Origin of the sequence: Cryobacterium sp. RTC2.1 (genome assembly GCF_035018685.1) — a bacterium.
GTDB lineage: Bacteria > Actinomycetota > Actinomycetes > Actinomycetales > Microbacteriaceae > Cryobacterium > Cryobacterium glucosi.
In genome coordinates, this window is record NZ_JASJXJ010000023.1 from 1 (window position 1) to 17,398 (window position 17,398).

General features: G+C 67.8%; 16 protein-coding genes. 8 read left to right on the forward strand and 8 right to left on the reverse strand.

Annotation, left to right across the window (positions count from 1 at the left end; genetic code table 11):
• On the forward strand, positions 1–2,026 hold a 2,026-nt coding region (locus QN357_RS04990), incomplete at its 5' end, for an Ig-like domain-containing protein (RefSeq protein ID WP_323504619.1).
• A 36-nt stretch (positions 2,027–2,062) separates the two neighbouring features.
• The gene (locus tag QN357_RS04995) at positions 2,063–2,989 is read left to right on the forward strand and encodes a Ppx/GppA phosphatase family protein (RefSeq protein ID WP_134448313.1); all 927 of its coding nucleotides are present in this window, start codon (positions 2,063–2,065) and stop codon (positions 2,987–2,989) included.
• A gap of 11 nt (positions 2,990–3,000) precedes the next feature.
• On the opposite strand, the gene QN357_RS05000 is transcribed toward QN357_RS04995, so the two are convergent.
• Positions 3,001–3,864 carry a helix-turn-helix transcriptional regulator gene (locus QN357_RS05000; RefSeq protein ID WP_322136213.1) on the reverse strand — a complete coding sequence of 288 codons (864 nt, stop codon included), beginning with the start codon at positions 3,862–3,864 and terminating at the stop codon, positions 3,001–3,003.
• Positions 3,865–4,073: 209 nt separating this feature from the next.
• On the opposite strand from QN357_RS05000, the gene QN357_RS05005 reads away from it, so the two are divergent.
• Both QN357_RS05005 and QN357_RS05010 read left to right on the forward strand, forming a co-directional pair.
• Positions 4,074–4,817, forward strand: coding sequence for an SDR family oxidoreductase (locus QN357_RS05005; RefSeq protein WP_134448311.1), 744 nt, complete (start codon positions 4,074–4,076; stop codon positions 4,815–4,817).
• Positions 4,818–4,868: 51 nt separating this feature from the next.
• On the forward strand, positions 4,869–5,354 hold the full coding sequence (locus QN357_RS05010) for an aminoacyl-tRNA deacylase (RefSeq protein WP_134448309.1): 486 nt from the start codon (positions 4,869–4,871) through the stop codon (positions 5,352–5,354).
• Between the two features lie 42 nt (positions 5,355–5,396).
• Here QN357_RS05010 and QN357_RS05015 read toward each other — a convergent pair whose 3' ends face one another.
• Positions 5,397–5,681, reverse strand: coding sequence for a helix-turn-helix domain-containing protein (locus QN357_RS05015; protein WP_134558272.1), 285 nt, complete (start codon positions 5,679–5,681; stop codon positions 5,397–5,399).
• A gap of 59 nt (positions 5,682–5,740) precedes the next feature.
• On the opposite strand from QN357_RS05015, the gene QN357_RS05020 reads away from it, so the two are divergent.
• Positions 5,741–6,151, forward strand: coding sequence for a GNAT family acetyltransferase (locus QN357_RS05020; RefSeq protein WP_135100929.1), 411 nt, complete (start codon positions 5,741–5,743; stop codon positions 6,149–6,151).
• Between the two features lie 64 nt (positions 6,152–6,215).
• Positions 6,216–7,490: an MFS transporter gene (locus QN357_RS05025; protein WP_241987485.1), complete on the forward strand. Its 1,275-nt coding sequence runs from the start codon at positions 6,216–6,218 to the stop codon at positions 7,488–7,490.
• An 11-nt stretch (positions 7,491–7,501) separates the two neighbouring features.
• On the opposite strand, the gene QN357_RS05030 is transcribed toward QN357_RS05025, so the two are convergent.
• The gene (locus QN357_RS05030; RefSeq protein ID WP_323504620.1) at positions 7,502–8,554 is read right to left on the reverse strand and encodes an iron-containing redox enzyme family protein; all 1,053 of its coding nucleotides are present in this window, start codon (positions 8,552–8,554) and stop codon (positions 7,502–7,504) included.
• A gap of 251 nt (positions 8,555–8,805) precedes the next feature.
• On the opposite strand from QN357_RS05030, the gene QN357_RS05035 reads away from it, so the two are divergent.
• The gene (locus QN357_RS05035; RefSeq protein WP_134558269.1) at positions 8,806–9,486 is read left to right on the forward strand and encodes a cation transporter; all 681 of its coding nucleotides are present in this window, start codon (positions 8,806–8,808) and stop codon (positions 9,484–9,486) included.
• A gap of 59 nt (positions 9,487–9,545) precedes the next feature.
• On the opposite strand, the gene QN357_RS05040 is transcribed toward QN357_RS05035, so the two are convergent.
• Positions 9,546–11,006, reverse strand: coding sequence for an MFS transporter (locus QN357_RS05040; protein WP_134563969.1), 1,461 nt, complete (start codon positions 11,004–11,006; stop codon positions 9,546–9,548).
• Between the two features lie 124 nt (positions 11,007–11,130).
• Here QN357_RS05040 and QN357_RS05045 point away from each other — a divergent pair, with 124 nt between their 5' ends.
• Positions 11,131–11,784, forward strand: coding sequence for a TetR/AcrR family transcriptional regulator (locus tag QN357_RS05045; protein WP_198413436.1), 654 nt, complete (start codon positions 11,131–11,133; stop codon positions 11,782–11,784).
• A 94-nt stretch (positions 11,785–11,878) separates the two neighbouring features.
• On the opposite strand, the gene QN357_RS05050 is transcribed toward QN357_RS05045, so the two are convergent.
• The 4 genes from QN357_RS05050 to QN357_RS05065 form a co-directional block, all read right to left on the reverse strand.
• Complete coding sequence (locus QN357_RS05050) at positions 11,879–13,807, reverse strand: glycoside hydrolase family 127 protein (protein ID WP_322136217.1); 1,929 nt, start codon at positions 13,805–13,807, stop codon at positions 11,879–11,881.
• Between the two features lie 17 nt (positions 13,808–13,824).
• Positions 13,825–15,513, reverse strand: coding sequence for an amylo-alpha-1,6-glucosidase (locus tag QN357_RS05055; protein WP_322136218.1), 1,689 nt, complete (start codon positions 15,511–15,513; stop codon positions 13,825–13,827).
• Between the two features lie 75 nt (positions 15,514–15,588).
• On the reverse strand, positions 15,589–16,407 hold the full coding sequence (locus tag QN357_RS05060; RefSeq protein WP_134448293.1) for a carbohydrate ABC transporter permease: 819 nt from the start codon (positions 16,405–16,407) through the stop codon (positions 15,589–15,591).
• Complete coding sequence (locus QN357_RS05065) at positions 16,407–17,390, reverse strand: carbohydrate ABC transporter permease (RefSeq protein ID WP_134448291.1); 984 nt, start codon at positions 17,388–17,390, stop codon at positions 16,407–16,409. Before QN357_RS05065 ends, QN357_RS05060 begins: the two co-directional genes overlap by 1 nt.
• Positions 17,391–17,398: the final 8 nt, after the last annotated feature.

The following is a 17,398-nucleotide window of genomic DNA, read 5'->3' on the forward strand; positions in this document are numbered from 1 at the left end:
GCCCCCGAGCGGGCCGGCCGCAACCCCGCTTTCGCCATCCCCCACGATCGACAGTCCTCCGGCCCATACCTTCGTCGGCCGCTCGACCACGACGGTCTCCGGCACTCGCGCGGCCAATCAGGAGATCCAGCTCCTCAACCCCGGTGAGGGCGACCCGCTCTGCATCATCGAAGCCACCCCGTCGACGGACTGGTCCTGCCCCGCAAACCTCCCGAGCGGGCAGAACGTCCGGCTGAAGGTCGTCGTGACAGGCGATTCGAGCCTCACCGCCGAGGAGACCATCGACGTCCTCGGTGAACCCGTCGTGACGGGCGGGCCGCTCGGCAACCCGGCGTCGAACGGAACCGTCCGGGGGTCCGCGTACCCGGGGGCATCCGTCGTCGCCACGGTGTCGACCGGCGAGAGCTGCCCGGCGACGGCAGACACGGGAGGGGCGTGGGCGTGCACCTTCCCTGACCTGCCGAGCAGCGGCATCCACACCGTGACGGCAGCGCAGCAGACCGGGTTCAGCGCGCCCTCCTGGTCGAACGACAGTGCAGCGCTCAGTATCCGTTTCGACTTCGACCGGCCCGCCGCTCCCGTCGTCTCGTCACCGACCGCCGGCGCGCGGGTGGCCCAGACGGGGTCGACGTACACGGGGACGGGTGAGGACGGCGCCACCGTCACCGTGTTCGCCGGCCCGTACTCGCTGTGCACCGTCGCCGTCGCCGCGGGAGCCTGGGCCTGCACCGCGACAGGCACGGTCGCCGCGGGCAACCACCTCGTGATCGCCGCCCAACAGGATGCCGCAGGCAACCAGAGCCAGGGAAGCCCCGGCCTCGGCGTCGACTTCGGTCCCGCACCGGACGCATCACCGTCGGCCACCCCTCCGTCGTCGTCGCCCTCTGCCGAGGCAGGGAGCAGCTCCCCGACAGCCACGGCTCCGGCGTCGGCGCCCGGCACACCGTCCGAGAGCGCCACCGCCACCCCGGCACCCTCGGCGACCCCGACGGCGGTCGCACCGGCACCACCGGGCGGCGGTTCGTCATCCGGACATGATCCCGCCCTCCCCGGCGGCTGGAACGACCCCACCCAGTTCACGAGCGCGGTACTGCCGCCGGGCGCGAACGCCGACTTCTCCTGGCTCGAGGCCGTACTCTTCGCCATCGGCGCCCTCGTGCTCCTCGTCATTCCCGCCCGTTTGCTGAGCGGCACGATCGTGCGGGCACGGGACGGCCGCCCGCTCTGGAACACGGCCGCCCTCTCCGGCCGCAACCAGGCGAGGGAGGAATTCGACAAGGCCCCCACCGTGATCGTGAACCGCTGGCTCATCGCGGCCGCCTCGGTCGCCGCTGCAGCGACGCTCATCATGCTCTCCGGCACCGTGTCGAGTCAGCCGGCCTTCCTGCGACTGCTGCTCGCGGTCATGCTCGCCCTCATCGTCGTCAACACGGTCGGAGCCCTCGTGCCGCAGTGGTGGAGCTCGCGGGTGTGGGGCGTGCCGGCATCCGTCACATTCCTGCCGCGGTACCTGCTGCTCGTCGCGGTGACCGCGCTCGGCTCGCGCGCGTTCGAGATCCATCCGGCACTGCTCTTCGGGCTGCTCGGCAGCGTCGCCGTCTCGAGCGGCCACAGCGCGATCCATCGCGGCCAGCTTGCGGCGCTGCGTGCCGGAAGCCTGCTCGCGCTCGCGCTCCTCGGCTGGCTCGTGCTCGGGATACTGCCGACCGGCGCGGATTTCGGGGACCTGCTCGCCGCCGAGGTCGCCAACAGCGTCGTGCTGACCGCGATCGGATCGGCGCTTCTCGTGCTCATCCCGATCGGCAGCACGAGCGGGCGCAGCATCGTCGCCTGGTCGCCGCTCGCCTGGATCGGGTTGACCCTCGCCGCCTTCACGATCATGTTCGCCGTGCTGAACCCCGTCGTCGGACTGTGGCACGGCGAGGGCAGCGTGACCCTGATGTGGGTCGCCTCCGGTCTCTTCGCGGCCCTCAGCGTCAGCGCCTGGGCATGGCAGCGCTTCGTGGTCCCTGAGCCCACCCTGTAGGCGACGACGTGTCCTCCGGCTTGGTATCGTCAGACTGTGCGCCTCGGAGTCATTGACGTCGGTTCGAATACCGTCCACCTGCTCGTCGTCGACGCCCATGCCGGCGCCCAGCCGGTCCCGATGGCTTCCGACAAGGCCGTCCTCCGGTTGATGCGGTATCTCACCCCGGAAGGGGCGATCACCGGGGAGGGCTGCGCTGCCGTGCTGTCCGCGGTGCAGCACGCGGCCGACGTCGCGAGCCGGCACGAGGTCGACGACCTGCTCCCCTTCGCGACCTCCGCCCTCCGCGACGCCACGAACGGCCCGGAACTGCTCGCGACGATCGAGAGGGAGACCGGCGTCGCCCTGCAGGTCCTCTCCGGCGAGGACGAGGCCCGCCTCACCTTCCTCGCGGTGCGACGGTGGTACGGCTGGTCGGCTCGGGACATCCTGCTGTTCGACATCGGCGGCGGGTCGCTCGAGATCGCCGCCGGCGCGAATGAGACACCGGCGGTGGCCCTCTCTGTCCCGCTCGGCGCCGGGCGCACGACCGTGGGATTCCTGCACCACGATCCCCCGCTCGCCGAGGAGGTTGCGGCCCTGCGCGCACACGCGGCCGACGTGCTCGCCGAGGCCGTCGCATCCTTCGCCGGACAGCCGGCCCCGCACCACGTCGTCGGCTCGTCCAAGACGATCAGGTCCCTGGCGAAGCTCGCAGGGTATACCTCGGACGGTTTCGGTTCGGGTGAGCGGATGCTGCTCAGCCGCGCCCAGCTTGCGGACTGGGTACCCCGGCTGGCCCGCATTCCTGCGGACGCCCGCCCCGCCCTGCCCGGTATCACCGCCAACCGCACATTCCAGATCGTGGCGGGCGGGATCGTGCTCCAGGCAGCGATGGCCGCCCTGAAGGTGGACGAACTCGAGGTCTCGCCCTGGGCCCTCCGCGAGGGCATCATCCTCCGCTACCTCGACCGGCTCGGCTGACCCCGGCTGGGCTAGGCACCCGCTGCGGCCGACGGATCGGGAGCGAATCGTTGCTGGCCGAGCACCGCGAGTAGTTGCAGCTTGTCGTAGCCGGGGGTGCCGGGCGCGGCCGTCAGCACCAGGAGAGTCTGAGCCTGGTTCTCGGTGAACAGCGCCTGGCAGTCGAGCTCGATCTCGCCGAGCTCGGGATGCACGATGGTCTTGTGGTCGTCGAAGCGTGCGGCGACTTCGTGCTGGTCCCACAGGGCCGCGAACTCCGGGCTGAGGTGCAGCAGCCGCGCCACGATCTGTTCGGCCCGGTGGTCGGGGCCGCCGGCCGTCAACGCCAGCCGGAGACCTGCGGCCTGGATCCGGCCCTGGTGGGCATGGGCGGCCTCCGGGTAGTACCGGCGCTCGTCGGGATCGGTGAACCACCGGTAGAAGGCGCTCCTGGCCAGGCCGGAATGGCGGGTCTGGTCCCCGAGAAGTGCGGTGGCGAGCCGGTTCTGCACCAGGGTGTCTGCGAGGTCGGACAGCACGAGGGCGGGAGTGTCGTCGAGCCTGTCGAGCACGCGCAGGAGGGCCGGGCTGATGTGGTCGGTCCGCCGGATCCGCGGGGGCGCCGTGTGACCGGCCAGCCGGAAGAGGTGGTCGCGTTCGTCGAGGCTCAGGCGGAGTCCTCGGGCGATGGCGGCCAGCATCTGGTCGGATGGCTGGGGGCCACGCTGCTGTTCCAGCCGGGCGTAATAGTCAACGGACATGCCGGCGAGATTCGCGATTTCCTCCCGCCGCAGGCCGGTGGCCCGCCGCCGCGGTCCCTTCATGAGACCGACATCTTCCGGCTGCAGCAGCTCGCGGCGCTTGCGCAGGAAATCGGCCAGCCCCGGTCTGTCCATTCCTCGTACGTCCATCTCCCCATCATCACCGCTTAACGCGACCGGTGACAGGGATCGCCGGTCCGTGGACAAGGGCTCCTCTCCCGCCGGCGGACAGGAGGCGGCAGAGTCGTAACACCGCGCATCCGTCACCGGCGGCGCACGCCGCGCGACAACTGACACCCGGCACCGTCGACACCGTCGACGAGCGCATGAGAGAAAGCGACACCATGAAGACCACAGGCAACACCATTCTGATCACCGGCGGCACGTCCGGCATCGGGCACGGCCTCGCGCTGCGCTTCCACCAGGCCGGGAACACGGTGATCGTCGCCGGGCGCCGACAGGAACTCCTCGACGCGATCGTCGCCGAGAACGACGGCATCGAGTCTCTCGTTCTCGATGTCACGGACCCGGACTCGATAGCGAGTGCATTCCGCACCGTGACCGCCGAGCACCCCGAGCTCAATGTGTTGGTCAACATGGCCGGCATCATGCTCCCCGAGAACCTGCTCGATTCCGGGTTTCTGGCGACCGCAGAAGCGACGGTCACGACGAACCTGCTCGGGCCGCTGCGGATGCTGAGCGCGTTCACGCCGTTCCTGATCGGACAGCCCGACGCGGTCATCATGAACGTGTCCTCGGGACTGGCGTTCGTTCCGCTGCCGATGACGCCGACGTACAACGCGACCAAGGCCGCCATCCACTCCTTGACCGAAAGCCTGCGCGTGCAGCTGTCCGGCACCTCGGTGCAGGTGCTCGAGCTGATTCCCCCCGCCGTCCGCACGACGCTCCTGAACCAGGAGAACAGCGAGCAGGCCATGCCGCTGGACGACTTCCTGTCGGAGGTTATGGGCATACTCGAGGCCGAACCCGACGTCGAGCAGGTCACGGTGGAGAACGTGAAGTTCCTGCGGTTCGCTGAGGCCGACGGCGCGTACGACCGGGTGCTCCGGCTGCTCGGCGGTCACTGAGCCGGGCGGGGTCGCCGACCGCTCAGACCCCGCATGTGGTTGACTCGCCCCATGACTGAAACGGGGCGTGAGCGGGTGGCGGCGGATGCCCGCGCCCGCGGACTCGACATCGACATCGTCCCCCGGCCCGCGGCCGACAGCCTCGAAAGCGCCGCACGGCTCCTCGGGATCGACCCGTCCGGCATCGTCAAGTCGCTCGTCGTCAAGCGGCATGACGGCGACTATCTCTTTGCGCTCGTGCCCGGCGACCGGCAGATCAGCTGGGCGAAGCTGCGCGCACTCGTCGGCGTGAACAAGCTCTCGCTCCCGCACGAGGACGTCGCCCTGGCGGCGACCGGCTACTCCCGCGGCACCATCACCCCGCTCGGCAGCACGACCCCCTGGCCCGTCTTCGCCGACGAACGCCTGCGCGGCAACCGGGTCGCGATGGGCGCGGGCGAGCATGGTTACTCCGCATTCGTCGACGCCGACGCCCTGATCGACGCTTACGGCGCAACCGTGGCCGACATCACCGACCCGTTCAAGCCGCGGGCGTAACCACGGCGCGTAACCGCAGCGCCGGCGACGGCCGGCTGCCGGCTACAGCTCGGTGCGTTCGATGAGGTCGATCACGGAGATGTTCAGGTAGCGACAGATCCGCTCGAGTTCCTCGACGTAGAACGATTTCTCCCCGGTGAGCCGTCGACGCAGAATGGCCATCGAGATTCCGGTCGCCGCCGACAGCTCCTTCAGGGTCCGGCCCTGGTACCCCATCTCGCCGCGGATCTCCTCGGCGATCCTGGCGCTTCGGCGCGGCGCATGCTCGAGCATCGGTTCCTCCCGCATCGCACGGTGGCTGGGTGACACAGCGGCTGTCGCGGACATTCAACCGCCATCTGTCGCGCTCCGAAAGAGCCTCCGACCGGAAGTGGAAGAATCGGGTCATGCACATAGCCGATCTGACTCCGGCGGACCTCGGTAGCGCATCCGCGCTCTGGGACCAGGCCGGACTCACCCGACCCTGGAACCCGCCCGAGCTCGACCTGCTGCGCGCGCTGGCCGGGGAGACATCGACCGTGCTCGGGCTGTTCGACGGGAAGACCCTCGTCGGAACCGTGATGGTCGGCCACGACGGCCACCGAGGCTGGGTGTACTACCTCGCCGTCGACGACACCCACCGCGGTACCGGACTCGGACGGCGACTGATGGTCGCCGCGGAGGATTGGCTCCGGGAACGTGGCGTCGTGAAGCTGCAGCTGATGGTCCGCTCGGCCAATGCGGCAGTACTGTCCTTCTATGATCGCCTCGGCTACGAGGATGCCGATGTCCAGGTTCGCGCGAAATGGCTCCGCTGAAGCGATAGCCTGTCATCGATACCCCTATGGGTATGCCGGAATCAGCAACGAACGGAAGGCACCTGTGTCCAACGAACCGTCAGCCGCCGAGACCTCGCTGGCCGGGCAACCCGCCCACGGACCGCTGCAGCGCAAGGTCGTCGGCGTACTCGTCGCGGGGCAGATTCTCGGCGGAATAGGCATGGGGGCGACACTCTCCCTCGGTGCCCTTCTGGCGGCTCAGCTCTCCGGGTCGAGCTCCTGGTCGGGCATGGCCGCCACGATGAGCACTCTCGGCGCGGCCCTCGTCGCCGTGCCCCTCGCCCGGCTCGCCCAGGCCAGGGGGCGGCGACTTTCCCTTGCGACCGGTTCGCTCGTTGCCGGCGCCGGCGCCGTGCTTGCGATCACCGCGGTCTCCGTCAACGTCTTCGCTCTCCTGCTCCTGGCATTGATGATGCTCGGCGCCGGATCGGCCGCCAACCTGCAGGCCCGATTCGCCGCCACAGACCTGGCGAGCCAGGCCTTCCGGGCCCGCGATCTGTCGATTGTGGTCTGGTCCACGACGATCGGCGCCGTTCTCGGACCGAACCTGTTCGGCCCCGGCGAGGTCGTCGGCGCCTTCCTCGGCCTGCCCCCGATGACGGGTGCCTTCGCGTTCTCCCTGCTCGCCACGGTGGGCGCGGCGATCGTGTACACGGTCGGGCTCCGGCCCGACCCACTGCTGACGGCGCTCAGGTCCCGGGGGACGGATTCCGCCGCGCCGCGCCCACGCGGCGGCCTGGACATCCTGCGCTCCACCCCTTCCGCGCGCTATGCCGTCGCGGTGATCGCCCTGAGCCACGCCACGATGGTCGCCCTGATGTCCATGGCTCCGGTGCACCTGCGCGAGCACGGCGCCACCCTCACCGTCGTGGGGCTCACGATCAGCCTCCACGTCGCCGGCATGTACGCCTTCTCCCCCGTGTTCGGCTGGCTGGCCGACCGGGTAGGACGGATGCCCGTCATCCTCGCCGGCCAGGCCCTGCTGTTGTCGTCGCTCACGCTTTTCTGGCTCGCGGGAGACTCGAGCACCGCCATGACCGCTGGCCTGATCCTGCTCGGCCTCGGCTGGTCGGCATCCGTCGTCGCGGGCTCAGCCCTCATCGGCGAGGCGGTCGGGCTGAATGACCGGGCGGCCCTGCAGGGCTTCTCCGACCTGTCGATGAACGCGGCCGGCGCCCTCGGCGGCGCCCTGGCCGGTCTGGTGCTCGGCGCCGTCGGTTATTCCGGCCTCGGCCTGGCCACCATGATCCTGGTGGGCGTCGTCGTGACCTGGTCGATCAACCGGGCCGCCGGCGCCCGCCGCACCGCTGCTGCCTGAGCATGCCGTGTCTACCGGCTGCTCCGCTCCGCTCGCAGTGGGGGATAGCCGCCCGCCCAGCTGCCGAGCAGATGCGCCGACTGACGGTCATCAAGAGTCAGGAACACGCTCGCTCCGAACATGATGTCGCCGACCGCCTCCGGGTCATCTTCGGCGAGCGAACCGGCGAGGGCCCGGCAGGCCGATTGTTCACGCGCGAAGCCGGCTTCGACGTGCACATCGAAGTACCGGGCCACACTGTCGTCGAAACCGAGGCGCTGGAATCCATCGGAGTACAAGCGGCTGGGAATCGCCGACGTCATCTCGAACGCGGCCAGGTGCCCGACGAGCGCGCCACGCAGGCGCCGGTTGAGCCCGAACATCGAAATCGCGTTGACGGAAGCGAGCGTGACAGCCGGCACCGCGTCGACGGATGCGACGTAGTCTCCCTCGAGCCCCGCCGCCCTCAGGGCATCCGCGAAAAGGACCGAATGCATCCGCTCGACCCGGCCGCCGCCGTATTCACCGGCAAGGATTTCGATGAGTGCCGACTTGGACCGGCCGGCCAGGCGCGGGATTCCCCAGGCGTACGGATCCGCCTCTCTGAGCGCGTAGACCGAGCGGTGGACGAGGAACTCGACGGCCTGCTGCCCGGTGGCCGCGCGCGCCACGTAGAGTGCCAGGCCTGGGTTGTGCTCGTGCCCGGTCAGGGTGAAGAGTGCACGGGCGACGTCGTCGCGGGTCGCCGCGGGAATCGGAGGCTGCGGCGCCGAGGCCCGCAATGCGGCCTCGAAACCGCGCTCGAGGACGACACGTGCAGCCAGGAGGGCGGGATGCCATTCCCACTCGTCGTCGCCCGGCACGACACCGTCGTAGTGCAGGCGGTACAGCAGGAACAGAGTCAGCTGCAGGTCCTCGTCGACCAGGATGTCCGGGACTCGGCCGAGGGCACGTGCGGCCAGCGCCTCGAACCCGGCCAGGCCGGACCCTCCCGTTTCAGTGGACTCGGAGAGCGCGGCGAGGAGCCGCTCGCTGACCGGGCCGCGGGCCGACAGGGCCGCACGGGCAAGGGTGGAGGGGAGCATGAAGCCTCGTTCCAGTACTGCGATCGAGTCGCGCCGGCAGGCCGGCGGGACGATTCAAACGCCCTCCACCGTAGAGAGGGGGCAGGCGTGGACTGTTCGCCGGATCGGAATTGGGAACAGTCACTAATAGGACGTACCCCGAAGGCGAATCGTCACGATCATCCGAATGTTGCTTCCTCACCGACGCGTCATGCTCTGCGATACAGTCAGGGAATGCTGAGTCGTGTTCCATTCTGCCGCGATACCCGAGCATGAAGCCAGAGACGGGTGCGCCGTCGCGCGGCCTGGATCCCCGGCGCAGAGGAGTCCTGCAGCGCCGGATCCGCTGGATCGTCGCTATCACGATCAGCTACAACGTGGTCGAGGCCATCATCGCCCTCGCCGCCGGAACCGTCGCCACCTCGGCCGCGCTGATCGGGTTCGGCCTCGATTCCATCGTGGAGGTCCTGTCCGCCGCCGCGATCGCGTGGCAGTTCTCCGCACCCGATCCGGAGAAGCGCGAACGGGTCGCCCTGCGGGTCATCGCTTTCTCGTTCTTCGGGCTCGCCGCCTACGTGAGTGTCGACGCCACCCTGTCCCTCTTCGGAGTCCGGGAGGCCGTGCACAGCCCGGTCGGCATCGGGCTCGCCATGGCCAGCCTGCTCGTGATGCCGTTCCTGAGCTGGTGGGAACGTCGCACCGGGACCGAACTCGGCTCGGTTTCAGCCGTGGCTGATTCCAAGCAGACCCTGATCTGCGCCTACCTCTCGGCCGCTCTTCTGATCGGGCTGTTACTGAATACCCTGCTCGGCTGGGCGTGGGCGGACTCGCTTGCGGCGCTGTTCATCGCCGGCTTCGCGGTCCGGGAAGGAATCGAAGCGTGGAAGGGCGACACCTGCGCCGTTCCCGTGGCCGCACTGACCGGCGAACGCACGGTCGATCCCTGCGACTGAGCTCTCTCCGACAGCCGAAGGGACCGGGTCCCCGAGGGGTCCCGGTCCGGGCACTGCGTTCAGTCGAGGTCTTCGACGCCGAGGGCGAGTGCCTGCTCGCGGCGCTTGCTCATCGACGGCGCTGCGAGCGCTGCGATGATCGCGACAACGGCCACGGCGGCACAGACCCAGAAGCCGATCGTGAAGGCGTCGTCCAGGGGCAGGCCCTGCGAGGTGCTGTGCGACGTGATCAACGCGGCGATCACGGCTGTGCCGATGCTGCTGCCGATGGTGCGCGCAATCGTGTTGACGCTGCTCGCCTCTCCGGTCTGGTGGATCGGCACGCTCTCGATGATCGCGTTGGACATCGCTGCGAAGGCCAGGCCGATGCCGGCACCGGTGAGCAGGCCCGACACGACGACCTGCCAGAGTTCGGCGTGGTTGAGTGCGGGAATCACGAATGCGGCGGTCACGAAGAGGGCGCCGAAGACCATCGGCGGCTTCGGGCCGATCTTGCGCACGAGGATGCCGGCGACGGGACCGAAGACCACCATCATGAGCACGGTGGGGAGCAGGAACAGGCCGGCAGAGGACACCGACTCGCCGAAGCCGTAGCCCGTCACGGTCGGCAGCTGGAGCAGCGTCGGCACGAGGACGAAGGTGCCGAACATGGCGAAACCGAAGACGAGTCCCACCACGTTCGCCGTCCACACGCCGCGGATCTTGAACAGGCGCATGTCGATCAGGGGTTCCTTCACCCGCAGCTCGACGAACACGAACACGACGAGGGCGAGGGCGCCGAGGGCCAGGAGGCCGATCGTGCTGCCGGAGTCCCAGCCCCAGGACTGTCCCTTGCTGATCGCCAGGAGAAGCGAAACGAGGCCGACCGTCAGGATGACAGCACCGAGCACGTCGAGGTGGCCGGGTCGCTTGACCGGTGACTCCGGCATCCCGAAGATGACACCGAGCAGGGCGATGACGACGAGGATTCCCGGCAGCCAGAACAGCCACGGCCAGGACAGGTTCTCCACAATGGGTCCCGCGGCGACGATGCCGACCCCGGCACCGACGCCGAAGATCGCCGACAGCAACCCGATGGTCACCCCGACCTTCTCGTGCGGAAGTTCATCGCGCACGATGCCGATCGAAAGCGGCATCACCGCACCGGCCGCACCCTGCAGCACGCGGGCCACGATCAGGACACCCAGGTTGGGGGCGAGCGCCGCCAATACGGTGCCCGCGAGGAGCAGGGCGAGCACGACGATCATGATCCGGCGCTTGCCGACCATATCGCCGAGACGTCCCAGGATGGGCGTCAACACGGATGCCGACAGCAGATACGCCGTCAGGATCCAGCTGACATCGGCGGTCGAGGCGCCGAGGTCTTTCCCGATCGTCGCGAGTGCCGGGGCGACGAGCGACTGCAGGACCGAGAAGGCCAGGCCACCGAGGGACAGGTAGAGGACGATGAGCGTGCTGTTTCGGCTACGGGCGGGCGTCGGAATCGAGCCCGTGGCCGGCCGTTCGGTTGTTTGGGACATATCTCTCCGGATGCTATGTAAACAGTTGGCGACTTAGGCCAGCATAGCCATGATCGCCCGTAAGTCAAAGCATGTTTACATCGGTTCTGCCGGCCTGTACCGTGGAGGGGAACGAAAGGATGCCATGACACCGGGTATGCCGACCATCGATGCCGCCCCCTCCGAGTCCGACGCCCCGGGCGGCGTCCGGCAGCGCGACGCCGCCAATACGCGGCAGTGCCTGCTGCAGGCGGCACGGCGTCGATTCGCGCACGACGGCTACGCGGCGACGACGGTCCGGGACATCGCCACGGACGCCGGCGTGAACGTGGCACTGATCAACCGGTATTTCACATCCAAGGAAGGCCTCTTCGAGGCGTGCCTGACCCGTGCCGTTGAAGAGCTCGACCGCCCGATCCCGGAGAGCGACACCGTTGAGCTGATGCTGCAGACCATGCTCAGGCACCTCGCGGAGCTGCCGAGCGGTGAGCATCCGCTCGGGCTCCTCCTGCTCTTGCGTTCCTCCGGGGATGAATCGGCGGAACGGATCCGCCGTAATACGTTCCGTCATTTCGCCGAACGGTTGGCCGCGGCCGCCGGCTGGCGGCCGGATGACGCCGAAACCGAGCATCTCATGCTGCGCGCCCAGATCGCCCTGTCCGTCGGCTTCGGCATCGTGCTGTTGCGAACCACCTCGGGATTGGAGGCCCTGTCATCGGCCTCCGCAGGAGACCTGGCCGGTCCACTCGGCGACGTTTTCGCCGCACTCCTGGAGCCTGCACCCGACGCCCGCCCCTGACTTCCGCCGGGTGGGGTCAGGTTTTCCCGAGAAGGCAACAGCTGGGAACGACGGCTCGTTGCGAGGCTGTCACCGGGCTCGCATCACACTCGGTTCAATGATCAGGGCGCGTCGCGACCGGGAGCCAGACGCGCATCGTGGACGGGCCACGGTTCGCCCAGTCGAAGTAGGGAATGAGCTCGACGTCACAGGCGGCATTCTCAGCCGTGAACCCGCCGTCGTGGCCATAGGGCCAGTCAGGATTCGGCGATTGGGCTGACTGCGCGTGCACCCGCGCTCCCCGCACGGTCTCGGTCAGGCCGACGCGATCGTCGATGGACACGCCTGCGAGGTCGTGTCCCTCCCGGAGGTCGCAGGATTCCAGGCACATCACGAGTGGGCCACGCTCGATGGCGACCGTTCCGCGGACCGCGTCGATCGACGGATGCGGGTGGGTCACCCGCGGCGCCATCGGCAGGTCGAGCGTCAATTGATCACCTGCGCGGAAGGCGCGACTGATGGTGACCGTCGATCCGGAGCAATCGACTCGTGCCCCGTTGACCGTGACGACGGCGCGGCCGATGGCCCACCGTGGGATGCGCAGGGAGACCGATGATTCCGCTTCCGGCGCCTCGCGGATGTGAACCGAGACGGTACCGTCGAACGGGTAGCCCGTTCTCACCTCGAGGGCGATCTGGCCGGTCGCAAGATTCGTCGCGACGTCATAGTCGCCGTATTGGTGCAGTTGCACCCCGGTTTCCGTTGCGGTTGCGAAGTACAGGTTGACGCTGGCCAGGGTGCGGGCGATGTTCGTCGGGCAACACGACACCTCGAACCAGGGAGCACGAAGGCTGGACTGCGCGCGCGCGTTGATTTCATCCTCCTCCGGCACGGTACCGTCCACGCGCTGGTGAAGGGTGTTGGTGTAGAAGAACGCCCGGCCATCGGCGCGCGGGGAGGCGAGGATGTTGTTGAGGAGTGTGCGCTCGATGAGGTCCGCGTACTTGGCGTCGCCGGTCTGCAGCAACAGGCGCCAGCTCAGCATCACCGATGCGATTCCAGCACAGGTCTCCGCGTAGGCGCGGTCCGGCGGCAGCTCGTAGTCTTCGCCGAATGCTTCGTCGAGATGGTGTGATCCAACGCCGCCGGTGATGTACGTGCGCCTGGCCACGGTGTTGTCCCACTGCGCGGCCACCGCGCTCGCGAGCGCCGAATCGTCGGTCTCGACGGCCACGTCCAGGGCGCCCGAAGCCAGGTACAGCGCACGCACCGCATGACCGCGGAGAACGGTGGCGTCCCGCACCGGCATGTCATCGAGGAAATACTCTGCTCCGAACCTGTCGGGTACGAGCAGGCCGCGCCCACGACGTTCGACGAGGATGCGGGCGAGTTCGAGGTAGCGCGGCTCGCCTGTCGCTCGGGAGAATTCAACGAGGGCGACCTCGATCTCGGGATGCCCGCAGACGGCGTCACGACCGTCCGGCCCGAACTCGCCGTAGACGTGGTCGGCGAGACGCCGAGCCACCCGCACGAGCTCGTCATCGGAACCGGACCGTAGCCGCGCGACGGCAGCCTGGATGAGGTGCCCGAAGCAGTAGAGCTCGTGTCCCCATTCCAGGTTCGAATAGCGCGGCGGTTGCCCGGAGCGCCCGAAGCTCGTGTGCAGGTATCCGTCGGCCTCCTGGGCCGACTCGACACGGGCGACCAGGGCGCGGTATCTGAATTCGAGATCGGCGTCGGGCTTTCGTCCGAGTTCCCAGGCCAGAGCCTCAAGCAATTTGTACACTTCGGAGTCGACGAACTCGATCCCGGCGTGGTCGCTGCCGAGCGCGCCGTTGGCGGCGCGATCGAAGTTCCCGATCCACCCGATCCGCTCCATCCACCGCTGGCAGTGGTCGAGGATGACTTCGGAGTTCAGGGTTTGCTTCTCCTGCCAGAATCCCCCGGTGAGAGACACTTCGTCCGGTCCGAGTGCCCGCAGCGCGCTCGTCGACGGCCGCACGGGGCCTCCGCGGAGTGTCGGGGGTGCGATAAGAGAAGGCATGTGTCGTGTTCTTTCGGTCAGTTGTCGGACGCTCGGATGAACGCTTCGTGCGCGAGCAGGAGGTAGGAGCTCGCGGTCCAGGTGTATGCACGGTCGCGGAGACCGTCGCCGCTCAGCGCGTCAAAATTCTCAGCGAACCCCGACCTTTCGCAGAGGCGGCGAAAGCGCTCGCTGACGGTATCCGCGAGTGTCGCGAAGCCTGCCCTGCGTAACCCGTCTTCGACGATCACGGTGGAGGGCGCCCAGATCGGGCCCCGCCAATAGCCGTCGGATTCGTACAGCGGTGATGAGGGCAGCTCGGTCGCCGGTCCCCAATCGGTGAGATGACCCGTGATGGAATCGGCCACACGCTCGCGCACCTCCACCGGCAGGAAATCCGCCGCGACGATCGTCAACAGGTTGAGGAGGCTCGTCGTGGAACTCGTGCGCCCGCTCAGCGGGGCGCGGGCCACGAAGTGCTCGCCGTCCCAGAGCTCGGCCAGCAGGGCGGTCGCCATGGAGTCACGCTGGCCGCGCCTGCTGGCTCCGTCGTCCCGGCCCAGTTCGTCCGCGAGCCGCGCGAGAGTGTCGAGTTGCAGAATCAGGAAGGCGGCGAGGTCGGGGGCCTCGATGACGCGGTCGCGGTCGAAGGTCGAGGAATTGTCCCAACCGCTGTCATTGCCGTGCTGGTAGTGCGCGAGCTCGTGCCCGGCGATGCGCCGGGAGTTGAGCCAGAAATCCGTCCAGGCCGACAACTGGTCGTATACGGCCGCGAGGACGTCCACGGGAATGGCGTCGGGCATCCGCTGGCGCAGCTTGTCGAATGCCCAACCGTGAATCGGCGGCTTCACGAAGTTGTACAGGATTTCTGAGTGCGTCACGGAGTCGGGTAGAGCGCCGGAGGAGTCCTGGTGGTCGAAGATGAGCCGAAACTGGCCGAGCGCAGCGCCGGGATCGCCGGGGGCCAGGGCCAGCGCGTTGAAACAGTGGTCCCAGCTCCAGACCTTGTCCATCCAGTGCTTGGACATCAGGATGGATTCGTGCTCGAGGAAGCCGAGCGGGCGAACCGTCGCCGACCACATCACGTAGCCGGCGAGCGCGGCGGTCGGCGTGCGCGCGTCGCTCCAGCCCGCCACACGGTCCAGGTACCCCGCGAAGTCCTGGCGGGTCGACAGGACGACCTGGTCGAATGAGAGAGCCGGGCGATAGCTCGGCCGGGCGGACTCGAACTCCTCGATCGCCACTTCCCAGCCGTCGGCTCCGGAAACGACGACGTCACGGACATGCGCACCGAGGGCCTCGGCGCCGTGCACGTCGAGCTCGCCGCGCAGGCTCGTGACCCGGTAGCGGCGACCCGTTTCGTAGGAGGTGAAGACGGCGGCGCCGTCCATCGGGTCGCGCAAGAGGTAGGAGCCCGTGAACGGAGTCAGCCCCGTCGACGCATCGCCAATCGTCAGGTCGACGCCGCGACCGCGGATGCGCAGGCAGGCCACCCCGTCGAAGGCCGCATCGATCTTTCCTTCTGCCGCGGTCCACGACAGGAGTGCAGGCGAGGCCGTGACGGTCGTCTCCGTCCGGACGCCGTCCACCTGCGGCACGAGAATGAAGACCGCGTGCATTCCGTTCTGGTGGGCGACCAGATGCAGGTCCTGATGCACGGTGTGCAGCGCAACGACGGGCGAGATGTCGAACCACGCTCCCCTCGCGCTGAAGGGAATGTCACGCACATCGAAGGCCGGCAGGTCAGGCCCCGACGGGGTCGGGTTGGGTGTGGGGACGGTGATGCCCTGGCCTGGAATGAGTCAGTCCTTTACTGCGCCGGCGGTCACGCCGGCGGCGACGTAGCGCTGGGCGACGATGAGCAGGATGGCCGCCGGTATCGACGCGACGACTGCGGTAGCCATGATCGCGTTCCATTGCGAGGTGTTGTTGCCGATGTACTTGTAGATACCCAGGGTGATCGGCAGGAATTGCCCGCTCCGGGAGAGGGTCGACGCGAAGATGAAGTCGGACCACGCCCACAGGAAGGCGAACAGGGAGACCGTGATCGCGGAGTTCCGGCTCACGGGCAGCACGATCGACCGGAAGGTGCGCCACGGTCCTGCTCCATCGACCGTGGCCGCCTGGATGAGTTCGTTGGGGATACCGGACATGAAGGCAGTGAAGAGGAGGACACCGAACGGAACGGCGATCGTCGAATCAGCGAGGATCAGGCCACCGACGGTATTGAGGAGTCCGCTGTTCAGGTAGATGGCGTAGAACCCCATCGCCATCACGACTCCGGGGATCATCTGCGCGACCAGCAGGATGAACGTGAGCGGGGCAGCACCTCGCAAGCGCAATTTGGCGAGCGCGTAGCCGGCAGGCGCGGAGATGACGAGCGTGACGACAACCGTGCCGAGGCCGATCAGCAGACTCGTGCCGAGGTATGGCAATTGCTGCGAAAGCACCGCGGTGTAGCCGTCGAGCGTCGGTGAGAATGGGAAGAGGTTGGGCGGTGAATCGCGCAGATCGCTTGTCTTCGTGAAGGAGACGTTGATCATCCAGTACACGGGAAAGAGCATGACAGCGGTGAGGAGGAGTCCGATCGCGGTCTTCCACCAGGAGCGTCGATGAGACATTATTTCTCCGTCCTGTTCTGAATGCGCAGATAGATGAACCCGAAGATCAGGGCGATCAGGATCAGGACGTTGCCCACGGCTGCAGCCGGGCTGAAGTCGGGGTTGCCCGTTCCGAAGGCCTCCCGGTACGACCAGGTGGCGAAGGTGGTCGAGGAATCCCCCGGGCCGCCGGCCGTCATGATCCAGATGATGTCGACGACTTTCAGCGTGTAGATCAGCCCGAGCAGGATCGTGATCAGCGAAACCGGACGCAGCAACGGGAAGGTGATCCGCCAGAATTTCTGCCACGCGTTCGCACCATCGAGGGAGGCAGCCTCGTAGAGGTCTTCGGGAATGTTTTGCAGACCCGAGTAGAGGACGACGAGGTTGAACGGGATCCCCAGCCAGATATTCGCGATGATCACGGACGCAAGCACCAGATCGGGCGAGGTCAGCCAGTTCACGGGTGCGACCCCGATCACGCTGAGGGCCGAGTTGATCACCCCGTTGTCCGAGTTCATCATGGACGACCAGGTCGACGCGGACACGATCAGCGGGAGCAGCCACGGGACCAGGAACAACCCTCGCAAGACGCCGTTGAGTCGGAAGTTGTTCCGGAAGAAGACGGCGAGGATGAGGCCGATGCCGAACTGGAACGCGATTGAGACGACGGTGAACAGCGCCGTGTTGGTCAGCGCTTTGGCGAACGTTTTCGATCCGAAGACGGCGACATAGTTTTCGATGCCGACGAACGCGGCATTGCCCTGCACGAAGGCGCGCGGGGTGTAGTCGTGGAGGCTCAGTTCGATGTTCCGATAGAGCGGGAACGCGTAGAAGATGATGAGGTAGGCGATGAGAGGGGCGACGAAGGCCAGGGCAACCCACTGGCTGGTGCCGAAAGAAGTTCGCCTCGATCTTTTTTTCGGGGGGAGTGGAGCGGATGTGCCGACCGCCCCACCCGCGTCGGGGCGTGCGGCCCCGACGCGGGCAGGAAGTGTGGTCATGGTGGGAT

Coding starts and splice junctions, on each gene's coding strand:
- QN357_RS05060 (WP_134448293.1), bottom strand. CDS start 16,407: ATGTCTCATCGACGCTCCTGGTGGAAGACCGCGATCGGACTCCTCCTC.
- QN357_RS05045 (WP_198413436.1), top strand. CDS start 11,131: ATGACACCGGGTATGCCGACCATCGATGCCGCCCCCTCCGAGTCCGAC.
- QN357_RS05015 (WP_134558272.1), bottom strand. CDS start 5,681: ATGTCCGCGACAGCCGCTGTGTCACCCAGCCACCGTGCGATGCGGGAG.
- QN357_RS05050 (WP_322136217.1), bottom strand. CDS start 13,807: ATGCCTTCTCTTATCGCACCCCCGACACTCCGCGGAGGCCCCGTGCGG.
- QN357_RS05065 (WP_134448291.1), bottom strand. CDS start 17,390: ATGACCACACTTCCTGCCCGCGTCGGGGCCGCACGCCCCGACGCGGGT.
- QN357_RS05010 (WP_134448309.1), top strand. CDS start 4,869: ATGACTGAAACGGGGCGTGAGCGGGTGGCGGCGGATGCCCGCGCCCGC.
- QN357_RS05035 (WP_134558269.1), top strand. CDS start 8,806: ATGAAGCCAGAGACGGGTGCGCCGTCGCGCGGCCTGGATCCCCGGCGC.
- QN357_RS05020 (WP_135100929.1), top strand. CDS start 5,741: ATGCACATAGCCGATCTGACTCCGGCGGACCTCGGTAGCGCATCCGCG.
- QN357_RS05000 (WP_322136213.1), bottom strand. CDS start 3,864: ATGGACAGACCGGGGCTGGCCGATTTCCTGCGCAAGCGCCGCGAGCTG.
- QN357_RS05005 (WP_134448311.1), top strand. CDS start 4,074: ATGAAGACCACAGGCAACACCATTCTGATCACCGGCGGCACGTCCGGC.
- QN357_RS05040 (WP_134563969.1), bottom strand. CDS start 11,006: ATGTCCCAAACAACCGAACGGCCGGCCACGGGCTCGATTCCGACGCCC.
- QN357_RS05030 (WP_323504620.1), bottom strand. CDS start 8,554: ATGCTCCCCTCCACCCTTGCCCGTGCGGCCCTGTCGGCCCGCGGCCCG.